At 73.0% G+C, this 18,421-nt stretch carries 17 protein-coding genes and 1 riboswitch; of the genes, 7 read left to right on the top strand and 10 right to left on the bottom strand.

Annotated features, from left to right (window positions below; genetic code table 11):
* The first annotated feature begins 9 nt into the window (after window positions 1–9).
* Window positions 10–1,680, top strand: a complete 1,671-nt coding sequence (locus ACFY1S_RS07565; protein WP_387113794.1) for a CDP-glycerol glycerophosphotransferase family protein — start codon at window positions 10–12, stop codon at window positions 1,678–1,680.
* 4 nt (window positions 1,681–1,684) lie between these two features.
* On the opposite strand, the gene ACFY1S_RS07560 is transcribed toward ACFY1S_RS07565, so the two are convergent.
* Window positions 1,685–2,431: an alpha/beta fold hydrolase gene (locus tag ACFY1S_RS07560; protein ID WP_387113792.1), complete on the bottom strand. Its 747-nt coding sequence runs from the start codon at window positions 2,429–2,431 to the stop codon at window positions 1,685–1,687.
* Window positions 2,432–2,550: 119 nt separating this feature from the next.
* On the opposite strand from ACFY1S_RS07560, the gene ACFY1S_RS07555 reads away from it, so the two are divergent.
* Complete coding sequence (locus ACFY1S_RS07555) at window positions 2,551–3,591, top strand: hypothetical protein (RefSeq protein ID WP_387113790.1); 1,041 nt, start codon at window positions 2,551–2,553, stop codon at window positions 3,589–3,591.
* A gap of 72 nt (window positions 3,592–3,663) precedes the next feature.
* Here the strand turns inward: ACFY1S_RS07555 and ACFY1S_RS07550 are convergent, their stop codons facing one another.
* The 4 genes from ACFY1S_RS07550 to ACFY1S_RS07535 all read right to left on the bottom strand — a co-directional run bounded on the left by ACFY1S_RS07550 (window position 3,664) and on the right by ACFY1S_RS07535 (window position 7,844).
* Window positions 3,664–4,512 carry a C39 family peptidase gene (locus ACFY1S_RS07550; RefSeq protein WP_387113788.1) on the bottom strand — a complete coding sequence of 283 codons (849 nt, stop codon included), beginning with the start codon at window positions 4,510–4,512 and terminating at the stop codon, window positions 3,664–3,666.
* A 228-nt stretch (window positions 4,513–4,740) separates the two neighbouring features.
* Window positions 4,741–4,882: riboswitch (cyclic di-AMP (ydaO/yuaA leader) on the bottom strand.
* 302 nt (window positions 4,883–5,184) lie between these two features.
* Complete coding sequence (locus tag ACFY1S_RS07545) at window positions 5,185–5,955, bottom strand: hypothetical protein (protein WP_387113786.1); 771 nt, start codon at window positions 5,953–5,955, stop codon at window positions 5,185–5,187.
* 131 nt (window positions 5,956–6,086) lie between these two features.
* Window positions 6,087–6,545: a hypothetical protein gene (locus ACFY1S_RS07540; RefSeq protein ID WP_387113784.1), complete on the bottom strand. Its 459-nt coding sequence runs from the start codon at window positions 6,543–6,545 to the stop codon at window positions 6,087–6,089.
* An 81-nt stretch (window positions 6,546–6,626) separates the two neighbouring features.
* The gene (locus ACFY1S_RS07535; protein WP_387113782.1) at window positions 6,627–7,844 is read right to left on the bottom strand and encodes an acyltransferase family protein; all 1,218 of its coding nucleotides are present in this window, start codon (window positions 7,842–7,844) and stop codon (window positions 6,627–6,629) included.
* Between the two features lie 245 nt (window positions 7,845–8,089).
* Between ACFY1S_RS07535 and ACFY1S_RS07530 the strand changes: the two genes are divergently transcribed.
* On the top strand, window positions 8,090–9,244 hold the full coding sequence (locus ACFY1S_RS07530; RefSeq protein ID WP_387113780.1) for a glycosyltransferase family 2 protein: 1,155 nt from the start codon (window positions 8,090–8,092) through the stop codon (window positions 9,242–9,244).
* 127 nt (window positions 9,245–9,371) lie between these two features.
* Window positions 9,372–10,424 carry a pseudaminic acid synthase gene (pseI, locus tag ACFY1S_RS07525; protein WP_387113778.1) on the top strand — a complete coding sequence of 351 codons (1,053 nt, stop codon included), beginning with the start codon at window positions 9,372–9,374 and terminating at the stop codon, window positions 10,422–10,424.
* 365 nt (window positions 10,425–10,789) lie between these two features.
* Here pseI and ACFY1S_RS07520 read toward each other — a convergent pair whose 3' ends face one another.
* From ACFY1S_RS07520 to ACFY1S_RS07505, 4 genes are read right to left on the bottom strand one after another with little or no spacing between them, the layout of a single operon-like run.
* Complete coding sequence (locus ACFY1S_RS07520) at window positions 10,790–11,233, bottom strand: hypothetical protein (protein ID WP_387113776.1); 444 nt, start codon at window positions 11,231–11,233, stop codon at window positions 10,790–10,792.
* Window positions 11,217–11,972 carry an SDR family NAD(P)-dependent oxidoreductase gene (locus ACFY1S_RS07515; protein WP_387113774.1) on the bottom strand — a complete coding sequence of 252 codons (756 nt, stop codon included), beginning with the start codon at window positions 11,970–11,972 and terminating at the stop codon, window positions 11,217–11,219. The genes ACFY1S_RS07520 and ACFY1S_RS07515 overlap by 17 nt, the downstream gene beginning before the upstream one ends.
* Entirely contained in the window at window positions 11,965–13,242 is a 1,278-nt protein-coding gene (locus ACFY1S_RS07510) for an AMP-binding protein (RefSeq protein WP_387113772.1), read from the bottom strand. Before ACFY1S_RS07510 ends, ACFY1S_RS07515 begins: the two co-directional genes overlap by 8 nt.
* Window positions 13,239–13,490 (bottom strand): acyl carrier protein, encoded by a 252-nt coding sequence (locus tag ACFY1S_RS07505; protein WP_364371836.1) that lies wholly within the window; start codon window positions 13,488–13,490, stop codon window positions 13,239–13,241. Before ACFY1S_RS07505 ends, ACFY1S_RS07510 begins: the two co-directional genes overlap by 4 nt.
* Before the next feature lie 99 nt (window positions 13,491–13,589).
* On the opposite strand from ACFY1S_RS07505, the gene ACFY1S_RS07500 reads away from it, so the two are divergent.
* Entirely contained in the window at window positions 13,590–14,099 is a 510-nt protein-coding gene (locus ACFY1S_RS07500) for a GNAT family N-acetyltransferase (RefSeq protein ID WP_387113770.1), read from the top strand.
* 84 nt (window positions 14,100–14,183) lie between these two features.
* On the opposite strand, the gene ACFY1S_RS07495 is transcribed toward ACFY1S_RS07500, so the two are convergent.
* Window positions 14,184–15,917: a hypothetical protein gene (locus ACFY1S_RS07495; protein WP_387113768.1), complete on the bottom strand. Its 1,734-nt coding sequence runs from the start codon at window positions 15,915–15,917 to the stop codon at window positions 14,184–14,186.
* A gap of 362 nt (window positions 15,918–16,279) precedes the next feature.
* Here ACFY1S_RS07495 and pseB point away from each other — a divergent pair, with 362 nt between their 5' ends.
* Together pseB and ACFY1S_RS07485 are read left to right on the top strand one after the other, a co-directional pair.
* Complete coding sequence (gene pseB / locus ACFY1S_RS07490; protein WP_387113766.1) at window positions 16,280–17,263, top strand: UDP-N-acetylglucosamine 4,6-dehydratase (inverting); 984 nt, start codon at window positions 16,280–16,282, stop codon at window positions 17,261–17,263.
* The gene (locus ACFY1S_RS07485) at window positions 17,260–18,417 is read left to right on the top strand and encodes a DegT/DnrJ/EryC1/StrS family aminotransferase (RefSeq protein ID WP_387113764.1); all 1,158 of its coding nucleotides are present in this window, start codon (window positions 17,260–17,262) and stop codon (window positions 18,415–18,417) included. The genes pseB and ACFY1S_RS07485 overlap by 4 nt, the downstream gene beginning before the upstream one ends.
* Window positions 18,418–18,421 lie beyond the last annotated feature (4 nt).

Here is an 18,421-nt window from a genome sequence, read left to right as displayed (position 1 = left end):
CGGAGCGACATGCGCGGTGACCTGGTCCGGAAGATGGCCGCCCGGTGCCTGAGCACCGGGCTGTCTGTGCTGGCCTTCGTCGTGCTGGCGCTCACCGGGGCCACCGACTGGGGGCTGGCGCTGGCCGTCGCCGCCTTGGCCGCGGCAGCCGTCGAGCAGCGGATCCGGCCCAGCGCCGACCTGGTCGCCGAGACGGCCCTCATCGCCGCCGCCGTGCTGGTCGGCTACTCCCGGCGGCTCGACGACGGGCTCGACCCGGCGCTGGTGGCCACCGCGCTGGTCCTGCTGGGGCTGGTGCTGCTGGTGGGGCCACTGCGGACGGCCGGGAACCTGGAGATCCGGGCGGCCAACCTGCCGGTGCGGTCCTGGACGCCGCTCGTCGCCGACCGGCTCGGCACCGCACTGCTCGGGCTGCTCGCCGTCGTGGCCCTCGCCGCCGCGCTGGTCCTGCCCGCCGTCGTGGCGCTCGTCGCCGGCCTGCTGGTGGGCGCGGGGGCCGGGGCCGTCGCCCTGGACCTGGCCCGGCGCCGGTTCCGGCCGGCCGCCGGTGGCGGGGCGGTGGCCCGCGCGCTGCGCCGGCACGAGCCCGAGTTCCTGCTCTACTTCTCCGCACCCCCCGGTTCGGAGTACCAGGTCACCATGTGGCTGCCGTACCTGGAACGGATCGGCCGCCCGTTCGTGGTGCTGGTGCGGGAGCCGGAGTTCCTCGCGCCGATCGCCGCCGCCACCGACGCGCCGGTGGTCTACTGCCCCACCCTGCGGGCGATGGACGAGGCGCTGGTGCCCAGCCTGCGGGCGGCGTTCTACGTCAACCACGGCGCCAAGAACAGCCACTGCATCAGGTTCACCCAGCTCACCCACGTGCAGTTGCACCACGGCGACAGCGACAAGGCGCCCAGCGCCAACCCGGTGTCCGGGATCTTCGACCGGATCTTCGTGGCCGGCCCGGCGGCGATCGAACGGTACGCCCGCGCCGGCGTGCGGATCCCGGCCGAGAAGTTCGTGGTGGTGGGCCGCCCGCAGGTCGAGTCGATCGAGGTACGCCCCGAGCCGGTACGCGGGCTCGCCCACCCGACGGTGCTCTACACCCCCACCTGGACGGGGCACCACGCCGACGCCGACTACTGCTCCCTGCCGGTGGCCGAGACGCTGCTGCGGCGGCTGCTGGAGCGCGGCGCGACAGTCATCCTGCGGGCGCACCCGTACACCGCGCAGAATCCGGCCTCGGCCCGGCAGCTCGGCCGGTTGACCGAGCTGCTGGTCGCCGACCGGGCCCGCACCGGACGGCAGCACGTCGTCGGCGCGGCGGCCCGCGAGCTGAGCCTGACCGAGTGCGTGAACCGCTCGGACGCGCTGATCTCCGACGTGTCCGGGGTGATCTCCGACTACCTCTACTCCGGTAAGCCGTACGCGGTGACCGACATGGGCGACGAGGGCGACGGGTTCGTGCGGCGCTTCCCGTTGGCCGCCGCCGGTTACGTGCTGCGGCGGGACATGTCGAACACCGACGAGGTGTTGACCGACCTGCTGGACACCGATCCCGCCGCCGAGGACCGGTGGGCCACCCGCCGCCACTACCTGGGCGACTTCCCGGCCGAGTCGTACGCCGAGGCGTTCCTGACCGCCGCCCGCCGGGAGCTGGCGCCGCAGCGGACGCTCACCGCCCCGGCGGCCGTGTAACGCCTCAGCGGTACGCGTCGAGCAGGGCCAGCACCGCCGCCGGGTCCTCCACGTGTGCGTTGTGCCCGAGCCCGGGCAGCGTGACGACCGGGACGCCGTACTCCTTGAGCTGCGCGTCGGTGACCATCGGGTCGTGCTCGCCGCGGGCCAGCACCACAGGCACGTCGGTGGCGGCGATCAGGGCGGCCAGGTCGGGCTCGCCGACGGCGAACGCGCCGGGATCCATGGCGAGGCGCCACCGGCCGTCGACCTGCCGCAGCCCGGCGTCCACCACCGGATGGTCCGGTGGGAGCAGGCCGACCAGCCCGGAGACCCGCAGGTAGCGGCGTGCCGCCTCGGTGCGGTTGGCGAACCAGCTGACCGGGCGGGCGGCCAGCGCGGCGGCGCGGTCCAGCTCGGCGGGCGACCAGACCGCCTTGATGCCCAGCCCGACCACCGCGTCGACAGGCAGTCCGGCGTCGCGGGCGGCCAACGCGAGACCGACGACGCCGCCGAGCGAATGCCCGAGCACGACGAGCCGGTCGTCGGCCGCCAGGCCGCGGGCGATCCGGTCGGCAAGACCAGTGAAGGAGTACGACGGCAGCGGCGCCGACCAGCCGTGACCGGCCAGGTCCGGGGCGAGCCACCGCGCGGGCCAGTGCTGCTCCAGCAGCGGCGCCCAGGGCAGCCACACGTCGCCGCTCGCCCCCATCCCGTGCAGCAGCAGCAGGATCGGTCCGCGACTGGCTTGACCACCCGATTCATCCGCCACGGCCGCAGTCTCCCACGGTTCGCGGCCCGGAACGAGAGTCGAACGCGGACCCGACCGGCGGAGATCCACTGTAGAGTGCGGCGCCTGGACGGGCATCGTCGTCGCGGGAGGGAGCCTCCGTGCTCAGAAGGCATCGATCAACACTGGTGACGGCGGTGGCCGTCGTCGCCCTCGGCGTGGCACCGGGCGCGCCCGCGCTCGGCACACCGTCGGGCGCAGCGCCGCACGGCGCGGCTGTCGCGGCGGCCGACCGGGTCCTGCGGGTCTACAACAACAACATCGAGAACCTGGTGGTGAACAACGCCGACGGGAGCTGCACCCGGATCTCCGGACCGGACCACCTGACCTCGATCCTGGTCGACGACGCCGGACGCACAGGCACCAGCGGTGTGGTGGCGCCCGACCTGCTGATCGTGCAGCAGGTGCGCGGCACCGGCCAGGCCGAGGCGTACGCCGACCAGCTGTCGGCGAAGTTCGGCTACCCGGCTGGCACGTACGGGGCCATCGTGGCCTGGACCGACCCGGAGCCGTGGGGCAGCACGCACAAGTGCAGTTCCCAGTCGCTGGGCGACCTGAAGAAGAAGCAGACCAACGCGATCATCTGGAACACCAGGACGCTCAGCCTCGCCGCCGGCGACATCTCCAAGTACTGGAGCGCGGGCTGGCTCAAGCCGGGCACGGCGTACGCCAACGGCGCCGGGTGCACCCTGTACAAGCCGCCGAAGAGCGACCCGGACAGCACCGACTACTACAAGTGGAAGCGGACCAGCGCCATCGCGGCCCGGTTCACGATCAGGGCGACCGGCACCAGCGTGTTCGCGGCGACCATGCACCTGCCGCAGGAGAACCGGCAGAACGCGTGCGCCGGCGACGGCGACCGGGGCATCGCCAACAGCGGCATCCACCTGGGCGCGGACGCGACGAGCCTGTTGAACGCCTCCACGATCCGGATCGTGGGGATCGACGCGAACCGCACCGGCATCGCGGCCAGCACGCTGAGCGGCTACGGCATGACCGGCTACGGCTCGGCCGCCACCAGCGGGTCCAGCAAGATCGACTATCTGTTCGTGAAGGGCACCGTACGGCCGTCCAGCATCGGGCACACGGTCAGCGGGACGAAGTCGAACCACCTCGCGCTGTACGGCTTCATCGACTACTGACCACGACACGAAGACGCCGCGGGCGCCGACCCCTCGTGGGGGACGGCGCCCGCGGCGGTCCATCCGCCTGGGTCAGGCGGAGTAGCCCCGGGTGGCGATCCAGTTGGCCAGGTCGATCGTGGTGATCCAGTACGACGCGTCGGCCGCGTTCGCCGAGTCGGCGATCCGCACGGTCCGGCCGTTGTCCCGGTAACCCACCACGGCGATGTAGTGCCCACCGCCGTAGGAGTGCCAGCCGCCGTTGGTGTCGACGGCGTCGCCGGCGACGTTGGCCACCACGCCACGGCCGTCGGTGATGGCCTTGACGACGTCGGCCTGGAGCTGGTCCATCTGGGCCGGGCTCGGGGCGCCCGCGAACATCCGGGTCCGGTACGGGGAACCCTTCACCTCGGCGTTGAGCACGCGGGTGGTGTCGAGGGCCGAGTTGGTGCCCATCTCGGTGGTGCCCAGTTCGGCGGCGAGTTCGTTCTGGGTGCGGTCGATGCCGCTGGCGCTGAGCGCGTTGCGGGTGGCCGCCGGACCGCAGTTGTAGTACGTGTTCTGCGCCTCGTAGTCGTAGTCGAGCACCTTCGTCGCGGGCGGCTTCGGCGGTGTCGGCTTACGGGTGAGGTCCGGGTTGCCGCTGGCCTTCGCGACGGGTGACGTAGCGCTGGCGGCCGGGGCGGCGCTGCTCGGCGCGGCGCTGGCCGAGGGGGACGCGACGCGCGCCTGGCCACGGGAGGCGGCCAGGTCGCTGCGCATCTCGGCGACGGTGGTCGCGCTGTGCTGGCCGGCCGGGGCATCGTCGGTGTCGGTGAGCAGGACACCGGAGGTGGCCGCGAGCGCGAGGGCCGCGGCGGAGGCGGCGACGATCTGGTACGGACGTTCGGTGGTGAGACGGCGGAGCTGACGCTTCAGGGTGTGCTTCACGGGGTCCTCCACGGTTCGGGGGGAGAGCGGCACACCGGGGCCGAGCCGGTATCCGGGCAGGCGCCAGCGCGCGAACCCGTGGTCCGCGGATGGTGAACCGCTCAAGGGAACGCCCGGCGCTGCCGGGCGGGAAGGGCGATGACCCGGGGGGTCAGCTCACCGGACGGATGAGCGGGGGCACCGCCGCGCCGTGGAGGCGTGGGAACAAGCAAGGGGTGGAGAGGTGCTGCACGAGGATGGAACTCCTTCCGACACCGCCTACCGGGTTAGCTGACGGATTCGGGCGGGAAGATCGCCCTACCGCGGGCCGTGGCTCGCGGATTCACCCCGGACTTACTGGTGGGTCCCCGGTTCGTTGATCACGATTGAGCGGGTCGGCGCGGCGTCGCCTCTTGCGATCGGTAACCGCACCGGACGGGACGACACTACTGGCCGGTGCGTACGCCTGCCAAGCCGCGTCCACCTGCGTAAACATCATTCTGGCCGACAATTTCTGCGCGTATTGCCGATGACGTGACTCGATGGGACAACCGGTTACGGCGACGCCTGTGGTCGACAACCGGACAGGCCGTCGACAACGACGTCGGATTCGCGCGAACAACGGGCCCGATCGCGCCGAGCGCCCGATTTCCCGGGCCCGTGACCGGGCTCACGTCACAGATCGGGCTCAACCGACGCGCTGGCTCACCCGACGCGTGCCGGGCGCCAGCGGGCCACCGCGGCCTGACGTACCGCACCGGTCGCCGCCCGGCGGGCCGGCGCCGGGCCGGGCCGCAGTCGGGCCGCGGCCGCGTACGCCTCCTCGGCGAGGGTGCGGGCCGACTCGGCGGCCAGTTCCGCGTCCCGCCAGGCCGACCGTTCCCGCTCGGCGGCGACCCGGTAGTCGGCAAGCCTCGCGCCCCTGATCGCCCGGGCGAGCAGCACCTCCTGCTCGACGGGGTGCCGGCGGGGATCCCAACCGCGCCGGTGCCCGAACACGTCACCGAGCTGCCCCATGGTCAGCTCCCCGCGCCAGTACGCCGCCATCGCGGCACGGTGCAGGTACCGCTCCCGGGCGGCGTACTCGGCCGGAGTGTGCGGGGTACGCGGGGTGGGCAGCGCCCCGGCGCCGGCGAACCGACGGGCCACGGTGTCCGCCTCGTCGTACCCGGCCCAGGCCCGCTCGGCCTCCTCCTGGGTGACCAGCCAGTCAGCCCGTCGCCGTCGGGCGGTCTGCGCGGCGCCGGCGGCGGCGACAGACACCTCCTCGGCGTACCGGCGCCTGTCGGCGGCCTCGGCGGCCGCGGCCTCCCGGGCGGTGGGCGCGGTCGAGCCCGGCTCACCCGTCGGCCCGTCCCGCTCCGGGCGGGCGACGAGAACGGCGGGCACGCTCAACGCCAGCAGGAACAGCACCGACCAGATGGCGGCGGCCTGCGGTACCTCGGTCAGGAACTGGTAGAAGACGACGGTCTCCATGATCGACACCTCGGAACGACAGCGATGCGACGGTGAGCCGCACGGGCCGGGCGGGTCGTGGCGTGGCCACGGGCCGACGGGTGCGGGTGGTTGATCGACAGGCGCGGCGGCGGGACGCTCGTCCCGATGGTTCAGCGGGAGGGCGGGGCCCGGGGTGCCCGGCTGGCCGGGCCGTGGGCGTGGGGCCGTCGCTCGGACCGGGCAGCGCTCGCCGGGGTGACACCCGTGGCGGCGGGCAGGATCCCGGCGACCAGCCGGGCGGGCTGCGGGTCGACCGACCGGGTCGAGGTGTGCCGGTCGGCGGCGTCGGCGGCGACGACCGACTGCAGGTGCCCGATGGCGACCACGCCGACCAGACCGGACGGCGTTCTCGGGCCGGCGACGATGCCCGGCGTGGCGCTGGCCTGCCGCATGATCGGCCCGCTGGTGGTGAACGTCGACGCGGCGTCGGCGGACGTCGGGGAACCGGCGGAGGCGGGCGACGCGCCCGCGCCGAGCGCGAGGGCGGCGACGACGGCGAGGCTGGTCAGCACCCGTGTGGCCCAGCGCGCCACCCACCACAGGGGACAGGTGAGCGCGACCGGAAGCACGTCCTCACGCTACCGCCGTCGCCGGCCGGACGCACCGACGCCGGGCGTGTCGGGTCACGCCGCGCCGACCAGCGTGGACGATCAGCGCGAGTCGGCGTACGTCGATCGGTCCTCGGGCCGGGGCCCGACGGCCGGTGCGTTCCCGGCCTGGTGGGTGGTTTCGTCAGCGCCTGTGGCTGGTGTGCGCGGACGCGGGACGGCCGACGTGTGGGCCCGGCGGCTCGGGGCGAGCCGGCGCATCATCGGTGTCTCCACGAAGCGGTGCAGCAGTGCGGCGAGGACGAGGTTGACCGACAGGAAGCCGAGCACCACAGCCGGGCCGCGCCACCCGCCGAACCCGGTCCCCCAGTCCCCGGTCCACCGCAGCACGCTCGTCATCACCAGCACGTGCACGAGGTAGAACGCGAAGGAGACCTCACCGAGCCAGACCAGCGGGCGGGACCGCCACGGCGAGCGTCGGCCCCGCACGTCGGCGTCCGCCGCGGCGGTGATCACCAGCAGGTACGCCACGGCCAGCAGGGTGGTCCACAGCTCGGCGCGGATCCACTGTGCCGCTGCCACCCAGGTGGCCACGAAGATCGCGCTCGCGACGGTCAGGCCGGGACCGCGCCAGAGGCCCCGGCGCATCAGCTCGGCCGCCACCGCGCCCAACCAGAACTCCAGCGACCGGGCCGGCGGGAAGATCTGGGTGAACCACCAGCGGCTGTCCTCCGGCACCAGGTGCTGGGCCGGCCAGAGCGCGAGGATCAGCAGCGGCAGGGCGACGACGAGCGTCCACAGCAGCGCGGGACGGGCCCGGCGCAGCAGCGGCAGCACCAGCGGCAGGCACAGGTAGAAGAAGAACTCGCAGGACAGCGACCAGCTCACCGTGTTGATGCTGTAGAACCAGCCCGGCCGGGGGTCCCAGGCCTGCAACAGCAGGAGGTTCTCCAGCGCGACGGCGGGCAGGACGGGGTCGGCGAACCACCAGGCGACAAGCAGCGCCGCCGCCCACAGCACCAGGTGGTTCGGGTAGATCTTGGCGACCCGCCGGCGCCAGAACGTCCGCCGGGAGTCGCCCGGGCGGGCCGACCAGACGAGCACGAACCCACTGAGAACGAAGAAGAACTGCACCCCGGACAGGCCGAGGGTGAACAGGGCGTCGACAACCGCCTTGTAGTCCGGCTCGGCGATGATCCGCATGGTGCCGGCGTGGAAACCGAAGACCAGCAGCGCGGCGATCCAGCGCAGCCCGGTCAGCGAGGGCAGCCGGGTGACCGGGGCGGGGCGGGCCGTGGGGACGTCGGTGGTGCCCGTCATGCCGGTCGCCTGACGATCAGCAGGGTCACCAGCACGTACGTCTCCTCCTCGGCGCGGCGTCGGACGGCGCGACGGCGACGCCCGCGACGACCCGGCAGGGCCGCACCGGGGCACCCTACCGGGTCACTCCCGGGTGAACCGGACGAGCGTCGTTAACCTTCCGCTCGGCGGGAGTTCAGGGACTCCACCTTCCTCGGCCACGTCAGGTTCCGGGGCCGGCCACCCGGGTCGTCGAAGGTGGCGTCGTGGTCAATGAGCCGACGCACGCACCGCTGCTGAGCATCGTCGTGCCCGTGTACGGCGTGGAGGCGTACCTGTACCAGTGCCTCGAGTCGATCCGGGCGGACATTCCCGCGGGCGAGGCGGACGCGGTCGAACTGATCGCCGTCGACGACGCGTCGCCGGACGGCTGCGGCGCGATGCTGCGCGCGTACGCAGGCCGCGACGGCGTCCGGGTCGTGCACCTGAGCAGCAACGTGGGTCTGGGGCTGGCCCGCAACGCCGGTCTCGACGTGGCCACCGGCAGGTACGTCTGGTTCGTCGACAGCGACGACTGGCTGCCCCCGGGCACCATCGCGGCGGTGCTGGACCGGCTGCGCCAGCACCAGCCCGACGTGCTGATGCTGGACCACCTGCGGGTGCACGAGGACGGCCGGCGAGAAGTGGACGCGAGCAGTCACCTGCTGCGCGGGGTGCCGGGTGTGGTCCGCCTGGCCGACCAGCCGCACCTGCTGCGGGTGCAGCACACCGCCTGGAACAAGGTGGTCCGCCGGGCCTTCCTCGACGAGTTGGGGCTGCGGTTCTTCCCCGGCTGGTACGAGGACATCCCGTTCAGCCATCCGCTGCTCATCGGCGCGGAGAAGATCTCCGTACTGGACCGGGTCTGCTACCTGTACCGGCAGGGCCGCCAGGGCGCGATCACCTCCACCCGCAGCGGCCGGCACTTCGAGGCGTTCGGCCAGTACGAGCGGCTGATGGACTGGGTCGCCCGCAAACACCCGGACGAGCGGTTGCGGGCCGAGCTGTTCGAGCTGATGATCAGCCACTATCTGGTGGTGGTGGGCAACGACGACCGCCTGCACCCGCACCTGCGGCGGGCGTTCTTCCACCGGGTGGCCGAGCACTACCGCCGTTACCTGCCCACCGGCGGCTACCCGGTGCCAACCGGCGTGGCCGGGCTCAAGCACCGGCTGGTGGGGCGCGGCGACTGGCTGGCGTACTCGGCGCTGCGTCAGGCGCACCGGGTCGCGGGCCGGCTGCGCCGGCCGGGCCCGACGGCGAGTCCGGACGCCGGGACCGACGAGGACCCGAACCGAGGGGACACCACCACGACGCGGGCCGCGGAGCCCACCGGGACGCCCAAGCGGTCCGACGCGTTGGCCGGGGGCGGCCTGCCGTGACCGTCGGATTCGCACCCCACGCCCGGCGCGGCTTCCGGCGCCGGAGTTCTCCAGGTCGTCCACCCCTCGGGGGGACGACGACAGCACCACCGCACCCCGGTGCGGACGTACCTGAGCAGAGGTCCCAATGACGGCGACAACCAAGATCGGACCGCACGCGGTCGGTGCCGGCGAGCGACCCTTCGTGGTCGCCGAGATGTCCGGCAACCACAACGGCGACCTGGGTCGCGCGCTGGCGATCGTCGACGCGGTGGCCGAGAGCGGGGCGCACGCGCTCAAGCTCCAGACGTACCGGCCGGACACGATCACGATCGACGTCGACACCCCCGCGTTCCGCATCTCCAGCGGGCACGAGCTGTGGGGCGGGGAGAACCTGTACCGCCTCTACGAGCGGGCGCACACCCCGTACGAGTGGCACGCGCCGATCTTCGAGCGGGCCCGCGAGCGCGGTCTGACCGTCTTCTCGTCGCCGTTCGACGCGACGGCCGTGGAACTGCTGGAGTCACTTGACGCACCGGCGTACAAGATCGCCTCGTCGGAGCTCGTCGACCTTCCGCTGATCCGGTTGGTCGCCGGCACCGGCAAACCGATGGTGATCTCCACCGGGATGGCGACGGTCGCCGAGATCGACGCCGCGGTGCGCACCGCCCGCGACGGCGGCGCGGCGGGCATCATCCTGCTGGCCTGCACGGCGTCCTACCCGGCGCCGCCCGCCGACAGCAACCTGCGCCGGCTGCCGGTGCTGGCCGGCGCCTTCGACGTGCCGGTCGGCCTCTCCGACCACACGCCAGGCATCGGGGTGGCTGTCGCCTCGGTGGCACTGGGCGCCTGCTTCATCGAGAAGCACGTGACGCTGGACCGGGCCGACGGCGGCGTGGACTCGGACTTCTCCCTGAATCCGGCCGAACTGTCAGCGCTGGTCGCCGAGTCGGGCCGGGCGTACGCCGCGCTGGGCGGCACGGCGATCGGCCCGACCCCGGCCGAGCGGGAGGGGCTGCGGTTCCGCCGCTCGTTGTTCGTTGTCGCCGACGTGCGGGCCGGCGACCCCCTGACTGCGGACAACGTCCGCTCGATCCGCCCGGCCGGCGGGCTGGCCCCGGTGGAGATCGACCGGGTGCGGGGCCGCACCTTCACCACCGACGTCCCCCGAGGCACCCCCCTGAGCTGGGACCTGATCTGATCGGTCGCCCCGCAGCGCCGGTGGAGCGAGGCTGAGAGCCTGTCGAACTGCCCCGGATATGGGGCGGGCAGCCGTCGCGCGGCCGTGGACAGCCGTCGCGCGCCGTGGACAGCCGTCGCGCGGCCGTGGACAGCCGTCGCGCGGCCGTGGGCAGCCGTCGCGCAGCCCTGCGGACTCCCGAGACTCGCGGTCCAGGTGGACCAGCGGCGGAGGCGCCTGCCCAAGACGAGGGGCAGCTCAGGGATAACCACGGCGCCGACCAGCGGCGAGAGCGTCTGCCCCACATCTGGGGCAGCTCGACAGGCAACCACCGCACCGACCGCCAGGGCGGCCGCGCGCCGGCCAGCGCGCCCACCACACCGGGGCTACCGACCGCCGGCGGCGGCTTCCCGCAGGTCCTGGTAGCTGAGTGGCAACGCAGGCTCGCGGGCGACGCCGACAGTGACGACCAGGTCGGCCACGGTGAGGGTGCGCCAGACCGTTGCGCCGGCTGGCGTGCTCAGACCGTGGCTACGCCACCACACCGCCACCGGCACGTCGGTCAGCTTGCAGTGGCACTCGGTACGGGTCCACCGCGCCCAGAAGTCCGGCACGCCGAAGCGGCGAGCTAGCGCCGGCGGCACCGGGGCGTCCGCGCGTTCGGCGTCGATCGCCACCCGCCACCCGGGCGTCAGCGGCCCATACCAGCCGACGCAGCGACCATCGTCGAGATGGCTACGAGTCGTCGCGTCGGCCAGGTCGGCGGGTACGCCGATGCGCAGATGCCGCTCGGCGACGGCCAGCTGGGCCAGGTCAGACGGAGGCGGCACCGTCCACCACGATGACCTGGCCGTTGATGTTTGTGTGCTCGCGCAGCAGCACCCGCACCACGGGTACGACCTCCAGCGGCTCGGTGAGGCGACCGCTCGGGGTGCGGCGCACGATCTGGTCGAGCTGGGTCGGGCCGAGCACCGCGGACATCTCCGAGGCGAAGAACCCGGGCGCCACCGCGTTGACGAGCATCCGGCCGCCCAACTCCCGGGCGAGTGAGCGGGTTGCCGCGTCCATGCCGCCCTTGGTGGCCGAGTACGCGACCAGGCCCGGGAATCCACGCTGCGCGCAGATCGAGGTGATGTTGACGATCCGCCCGCGCAGGCCCTTGCCGAGCATCCGGCGGATCACCAGCCGGGTCAGTTGCAGCGGCGCGGTCAGGTTGGTCTCGATGATCCGGGCGATGTCGTCGGTGGCGGTGTGCACGTGCAGCGAGTCCTGCCCGACGGCCGCGTTGTTGACGATGCCGTCGATCGGGCCGAGGCGCTGCTCCACCTCGCGGACGAAGGCCTGCGCGGCGCGCAGGTCGGTGACGTCCACCGAGCCGACGTGTACCAGGTCGGGGCGCTCGGCGGCGAGCTTCTCCAGTTCCGGGGTGACGGTACGGGCAAACGCGGCCACCCGTACGCCCGCGTCGAGCAGGTCGGTGACGATGGCCAGGCCCAGCCCCCGTGAGCCCCCGGAGACGAGGACGACGGAGCTGGGAGGAACGAGCTGGGTGTCGGCGGGGTCAGACATCGCTCTTCAGGGTCTCCTTGACTGGGATCTCGGTGAGCACCCGGATCCGGCGGGGCACCGCGTGCTCGGGCAGCCGGTCGGCGCACCAGCGCACCAGCGCGGCCTCGTCCACGCCGCCGTCGGCGGAGGCCGGATCGGCGGGGGTGAGGACCACCTCGGCGACCACCATCCGGCCGAGCACCGGGGCGCGGCGGCCGGTGATCCGGGCCCAGGCCACGCTCGGGTGCCCGGTCAGCACGCCGCGCACCACACCTGCGGAAACCTTGCTGCCACCGACGTTGATCTCGTCGGAGTCCAGCCGCCCGGTGATCAGGACCCGGCCGTCGACGACCTGCACCCGGTCACCGGTGCGGACCGGGCCGGCCAGCCCGGCCCCGTGGTACGGGGAGGTGACCACCAGCTCGTCGTCGCGGACGGAGAGGGTCGGCCGGCCGGGGGCCTGTCGGTCCAGCCAGTCGACGGGGAACCCGGCCCGCCCGTCGTGCACGACGATGGACGCGCCGACCTCGGACGACGCGTAGATCCAGGAGATCCGGGCGGTCGGGAAAACGGCCCGCAGCTGGTCGAGGATCGCCTGGTCCACCGGCTCGCCGCCGAGGGTGATCTGGCGCAGCGGCACCCGGGCCAGCGCGACGGGGTCCCGGTAGAGGGTGCGACGCCAGAACGTCGGCGTGCCGGAGGCGGCGTCCACCCCGTGTGCGGCGGCGACCGCGGGCCAGTCGTCCAGCTCGTCCGGCTCGACCACCACCAGGTGCTGCCCCGGCTGGGTCAGCGACAGGGTGACCACCTGCCACCAGGCGTACGTGCCGGGGGCGTAGGGGCAGAGCCAGGTCCGCTCGGGCTGGTCGGCCCGCACGGTGGTCAGCGTGTCGAGGGTGTGCCCGACCCGCTTCGGGCGGCCGGTCGAGCCGGACGTCAGCAGCCACAGCCGGCCGGGGTCGGCGGCACGCGGCCGGGCCGGCGCGCTCGGATGGGTGCCGTCGTGGTCGAGGACGGTGACCGTGAAGCCGGCCTCCGACAGGTCGGCGCGCATCTCCGCGTCCACCCGGCTCGTGGTGGTGAGCAGCAACTCGGTGCCGTGCACGGCGTGCTGCCGCGCGGCGGCCAGGGCGTGCGCGGCGGAGTGCGCGAGCACCGCGGCGGGGTCGGGCAGCGCCGGCGTCGGCAGCTCCCGCCAGGTCAGCGCGACGCCGCCGACGACGACCCGATTGTCGGCGCCGGCCGGCTCGGGGTGCGTGGCCGCCACGGGGCCGGGTGCCGCGACGGTCACTGGTGCGCAAGCTCGACGAGGAAGTCCAGGACGTCGCCGACTGTGGCGATGCGGCGAAGGCCGGGGGCGTCGAAGTTGAGCTCCTCCCCCGTCTCGTCCTCCACCCGCAGGGCCAACTCGGAGAAGTCAAGGGACCGGAAGCCGATCTCCCGCAGCTGCGCCGTGTCGTCGGCGGGCAGCTCCTTGTCCTGGTTCTTCAACACCTGCGCCATGAGGTCGCGGATCTGCGCGCGACTCAATTCGTTCATGCGCCGGAGTCTACAACCCAACGAATGCGTATCCGCTTTCCCGGTGCGTCCGGGTAAGGTGCCCGAACCGGACGGGAACAGATTGAAAGAGAGAGGCATGTGCTGCGCGAAGCAACGGCGGACGACGTTCACCTGATGTTGTCCTGGCGTAATCAGAAAGCAAACCGGCAGGTCAGCAGGAACAGCCACGAGATCACCGCGGAGGAGCACGCCAGGTGGTGGTCGGCGGTCCGCGACGACCCGTCGCGGCGGGTGCTGGTGTACGTCCGCGACGACCGCCCCTGCGGCGTGGTGACCTTCTTCGACCTGCGGTTCGACGGCCCTCGGACGGGTGCCTGGGGCTTCTATCTGGACTCGGACGGGCTGGCCGGGCGGGACGAGACGTTGCCCGCCTGGCTGGGCATCATGCGGGAGGCGGTGGAGTACGCCTTCGACGGGTTGCACCTGGACCGGCTCGACGGGGAGGTGTTGGAGCACAACACGGTCGTACGGCAGATGAACAGGCGTTTTCGTTTTGTCGAGGGCACCGGCCGCCGGGAGGTGTCCGACGGTCGTGAAATCATCGTCATCCCCATTTCACTGAGCCAGGCCGACCGCCGCCGACGCTGATTGTCGCGCATATTCGCACAATGGTCGGACACAATTAACCGCCGCCGCCCCCGTTGGCCATCGGCCGTTCACGAAAGGCCGGGCTCACGCCCGTCGCCACGCCGCCCAGTGCTGGCGTTCGTTGCCGCCGAGCCGGACGAAGCCGTACCTGGCGCCGTCCCAGTCGTCGGGTTGGCCGGGCGCCCAGCGGGCGAACACCACCTGCGCGGCGGCCGGCGGCTGCTCGTGGAACCACCGCACGTCGGTCCACGTCACCTGGTGGCTGAGGTTGAACCGCAGGATGTAGTGCACGCCGGTGGACGCCCACACCCGCTCGCCGGGGCGTACCCCGACGTCGGCCACCCGTGGGGTGGGCGCGGTGCTCGCCACAGTCGGGAGCACCAGCCGCTCGTCGATCACCTGCATGGTGACGAGGTTGACCACCACGAGGGCGCCGAGGATCGGCAGCCGCAGGCGGGGCACCTGGACCACGGCGACCAGCAGCAGGCAGCCGGCGACACCGATCAACGATCCGACGACCGGGCGCATCTCCCGCCAGCCGCCGGTCAACGCCACCAGGTCGGGCGCGCCGAAGCCGCCGTACCGCAGGGTGTGCCCCCGGCTGGCCACGTACGCGAGCCGGGCCGCGACGACCGCGCCGCCGGCGGCCAGCAGGCCCACCGCGACTGCCGCGCGGCGCAGCACCACCAGGCGCCCGGCGGTGAGCAGCACCCCGAGCCCGACGACCATCCAGAACGGCGCGAGCATCTGCACGTAGCGCGCGTAGATCGCGTCCAACGGTTTGCCGGTGATGCCGGCCAGGATGACCGAGGCCCCGCCGGCCACCCCGGCGCTCGTGACGAGCGCGACGCCCATCGTCCAGCGGGTCGCGTCGCCGCGCCTGGGCCGCCACAGTTCGTGGACGGCGGCGGCCCAGGCCACCCCGGCCGTCCCGAAGGTGACCACGACGAGGTACCAGAGTTGGGTGGTGACCGCCGCGCCGATCCGGACCACACCCTGCGCGGAGGCGACCGCGTCGACCACGCTGCCGCCCGGGGTGCTGCCCAGCAGGTAGACCCGGTCCCCGAGCAGCCGGATTCCTGCCTCGTTGACAAACGCCAGGGCCAGCACCGGCGCCAGCGCCGCGAGCACCCCGGCGGGGGTGATCCGGCGGCGGACCAGCAGCAGCAGGACGAGGCCGGCGTGGATGCCGACGATCACCAGGCCGCGGGAGTGCAGCAGGTGGAACGCGCCGACGAACAGACCGACGGTGGCCGCGGCCAGCGGCCCGGGCCGCCCGATCCACCGGTGCACGGCGAGCAGCCAGGCCACCACCAGCGGCGCCATCACCGCGTCGATCATGGCGACACCGGCGTAGAAGGCGGTCGCCGGCAGGGTCGCGGCCGCCACCGCCGCGCCCAGGGCGTACGAGCGCCGCAACCCGAGCAGCCGCCGACCCAGCAGGTAGGCGAGCGGCAGCAGCGTCGCGTTCACCATCGCGTTTATCAGTTGGACCAGCCGGTAGCTGTCGGCGAAGTCCCGGTCGCCGAGGAACGCCGGCGAGATCAGCATCGGGTAGCCGACCCGGCGCAGCAGGTCGTTCTCGCTGCTGAACCCGCCCGGGCCGCCGGCCAGTGCGCGGGCGGTGTTGAGGTAGCTGTCCTCGTCGGTGTGCGCGATCGGCAGCACGACGTGCCGGGACAGCCACATCCGCCACGCGACGCCGAGCACCCACCCGACGAGCAGCAGCAGCGGCACGAGCCAGAGCCGCGCGGGTGCGGCGCCCGGCGTACCGGCCGCAGCCGCCGGCCGTTCCATCACGTCGCTGCCGGATGCCATCAACGCCTCCTGGGTTCGCCGGCCGGACCGGTGGTGCGCGGGCCGGACGGCGCCACGGCCGGCCGATGACGCACGGGGGGTGACCGCTCGCGCCGAGTGGCGCGGCTGTCGGGTGAACGCGGAAACCGGCGGCACGAGGGCGCCCGGGTCGCTCGCGCGGCCACTGTAACGGCCGGATCCGGCCTGGTCAGCCCGCTTCGCCCCCCGACGGAAGTGTTCGCCTGCGCGGTGTCCGGCATTCACGGGAGCAGTGGACGCGGTTAACCCGCGAGCGCCGGGGCGTTAACCCGCCGTGGCTAGCGTCTCACCCCGGTCGGCCGGCCGAGGGCCGCCCGTTCATCCACGAACACGGGAGCACCACATTGAGTGAGTTGAATGGGTCGTCCATTCTGATCACCGGGGGAACGGGTTCCTTCGGCAGGACGTTCCTGCGGCACATCCTCAACGGGGCCGACCCCGCCCGGGTGGTGGTGTTCTCCCGCGACGAGCTCAAGCAGTACGAGCTGCGCCAGCAACTCGGCGACGACCCGCGGCTGCGCTGGTTCATCGGCGACATCCGGGACCGACACCGCCTCACCCGCGCCATGCACGGCGTGGACCACGTCGTACACGCCGCCGCTCTGAAGCAGGTGGACACCGCGGAGTACAACCCCTCCGAGTTCATCGCCACCAACATCACGGGCTCGCAGCACGTGGTCGACGCCGCGATCGAGGCCGGCGTCCGGAAGGTCATCGCTCTCTCCACGGACAAGGCGTCCAGCCCGATCAACCTGTACGGCGCCACGAAGCTGGTCGGCGACAAGCTGTTCGTCTCGGCCAACCACTACGCGGCCCACCACCCCACCCGGTTCGCGGTGGTCCGCTACGGCAACGTGGTCGGCAGCCGTGGCTCGGTGGTCCCGCTGTTCCGCCGGCTGGCCGCCGAGGGCAGGAGCCTGCCGATCACCGACAAGCGGATGACCCGTTTCTGGATCACCCTGGAGCAGGCCGTCCAGTTCGTCATGGACTCGTTCGACCAGATGCAGGGCGGCGAGCTGTTCGTGCCGCGCATCCCGAGCATGCGCATCCTCGACCTGGTCGAGGCCGTCGCGCCGGACGCCACCACCCACGAGATCGGCATCCGGCCCGGCGAGAAGCTGCACGAGGAGATGATCGCGCCGGACGACAGTCGCCGGACACTGCGCGCCGAGGACCGCTACATCGTCCAGCCGACGATCGCCGGCTGGGGCTACCAGCCGCCCGTCGACTGCGAGCCGGTGCCGGACGGCTTCGCGTACCAGTCGGACACCAACGACGAGTGGCTCGGCGTCGAGCAGCTGCGCGACATGCTCGGCCGCACCGCATGACGGGGATGCTCCCGTACGGCAGGCAGTCGGTCACCGAGGACGACATCGCGGCCGTCGCCGACGTGCTGCGCGGCGACTGGCTCACCACCGGACCGCAGGTGGACGCCTTCGAGGCCGACCTGGCCCGGTGGACCGGCGGGGTGGGCGTCGCCGCCGTCTCCAACGGCACGGCCGCGCTGCACGTGGCGTACGCGGCCGCCGGGGTGGGTCCGGGCGACGAGGTCGTCGTACCGCCAATGACGTTCGTGGCGACCGCAAGCAGCGCTGTCGCCCTCGGTGCGACGATCGTGTTCGCCGACGTCGACGACGAGACGTTCTGCCTCGACCCGGCTGCCGCCGCCGCGGCGGTCACCTCGCGCACGAAGGTCGTCGCCGCTGTCGACTACGCCGGCCACCCGGCCGACTACGACGCCCTGCGCGGGTCACTGGCCGGCAGCGACGCGCTGCTGCTCGCCGACGCCGCACACTCGATAGGCGGCACGTACCACGGCCGGCCGGTCGGATCGCTCGCCGACCTGACCACGTTCTCGTTCTTCCCCACGAAGAACCTCACCACCGCCGAGGGCGGCGCCGTCGCCGCCCTGGACCCGGCGATCCTGAAGCGGGCACGCCGGTTCCGCGGCGTCGGGATGGTCCGCGAGCGCGACGAGCTGCGCCTCGCCGACGAGGGCGGCTGGCACCAGGAGGTGCACGAGTTCGGGTTGAACTACCGGCTGCCGGACGTGCTCTGCGCCTTGGGCCGCAGCCAGCTGCGCCGCCTCGCCGGGTTCACGGCGCGTCGGGCCGCCCTGGTCGCCCGCTACGACGAGGCGCTGTCCGACCTGGACGGCGTGGTGACGCCCACCCGCCGGACGTGGGCCGACCCGGCGTGGCACCTGTACCCGATCCGGGTACTCGACGGCCGCCGCCGCGAGGTGTACGACCGGATGCGCGCCGCAGGCATCGGCGTGCAGGTCAACTACCTTCCGGTGCACTGGCACCCGGCGTTCGCCGACCTGGGCTACCGGCGCGGATCCTGCCCGGTGGCCGAGTCGTTCTACTCCCAGCAGCTGTCGCTGCCGCTCTACCCGGGGCTCAGTGACGCCGACCAGGACCGCGTCGTCGACGCGCTGACCGCGATCCTGCGGGGCAGCGCGGTGCCATCCGCCGCCTGATGGG

This window comes from Micromonospora sp. NPDC000663 (assembly GCF_042898105.1).
In the GTDB taxonomy this organism is placed as follows: Bacteria; Actinomycetota; Actinomycetes; order Mycobacteriales; family Micromonosporaceae; genus Micromonospora.
This window is presented reverse-complemented; position numbering and strand designations above follow the sequence as displayed.

Bases quoted from the DNA above. Each gene is read 5' to 3' on its own strand.
- ACFY1S_RS07545 (WP_387113786.1), bottom strand. From the start codon at position 5,955: ATGGAGACCGTCGTCTTCTACCAGTTCCTGACCGAGGTACCGCAGGCC.
- ACFY1S_RS07515 (WP_387113774.1), bottom strand. From the start codon at position 11,972: ATGTCTGACCCCGCCGACACCCAGCTCGTTCCTCCCAGCTCCGTCGTC.
- ACFY1S_RS07505 (WP_364371836.1), bottom strand. From the start codon at position 13,490: ATGAACGAATTGAGTCGCGCGCAGATCCGCGACCTCATGGCGCAGGTG.
- ACFY1S_RS07495 (WP_387113768.1), bottom strand. From the start codon at position 15,917: ATGGCATCCGGCAGCGACGTGATGGAACGGCCGGCGGCTGCGGCCGGT.
- ACFY1S_RS07565 (WP_387113794.1), top strand. From the start codon at position 10: ATGCGCGGTGACCTGGTCCGGAAGATGGCCGCCCGGTGCCTGAGCACC.
- pseI (WP_387113778.1), top strand. From the start codon at position 9,372: ATGACGGCGACAACCAAGATCGGACCGCACGCGGTCGGTGCCGGCGAG.
- ACFY1S_RS07485 (WP_387113764.1), top strand. From the start codon at position 17,260: ATGACGGGGATGCTCCCGTACGGCAGGCAGTCGGTCACCGAGGACGAC.
- ACFY1S_RS07535 (WP_387113782.1), bottom strand. From the start codon at position 7,844: ATGACGGGCACCACCGACGTCCCCACGGCCCGCCCCGCCCCGGTCACC.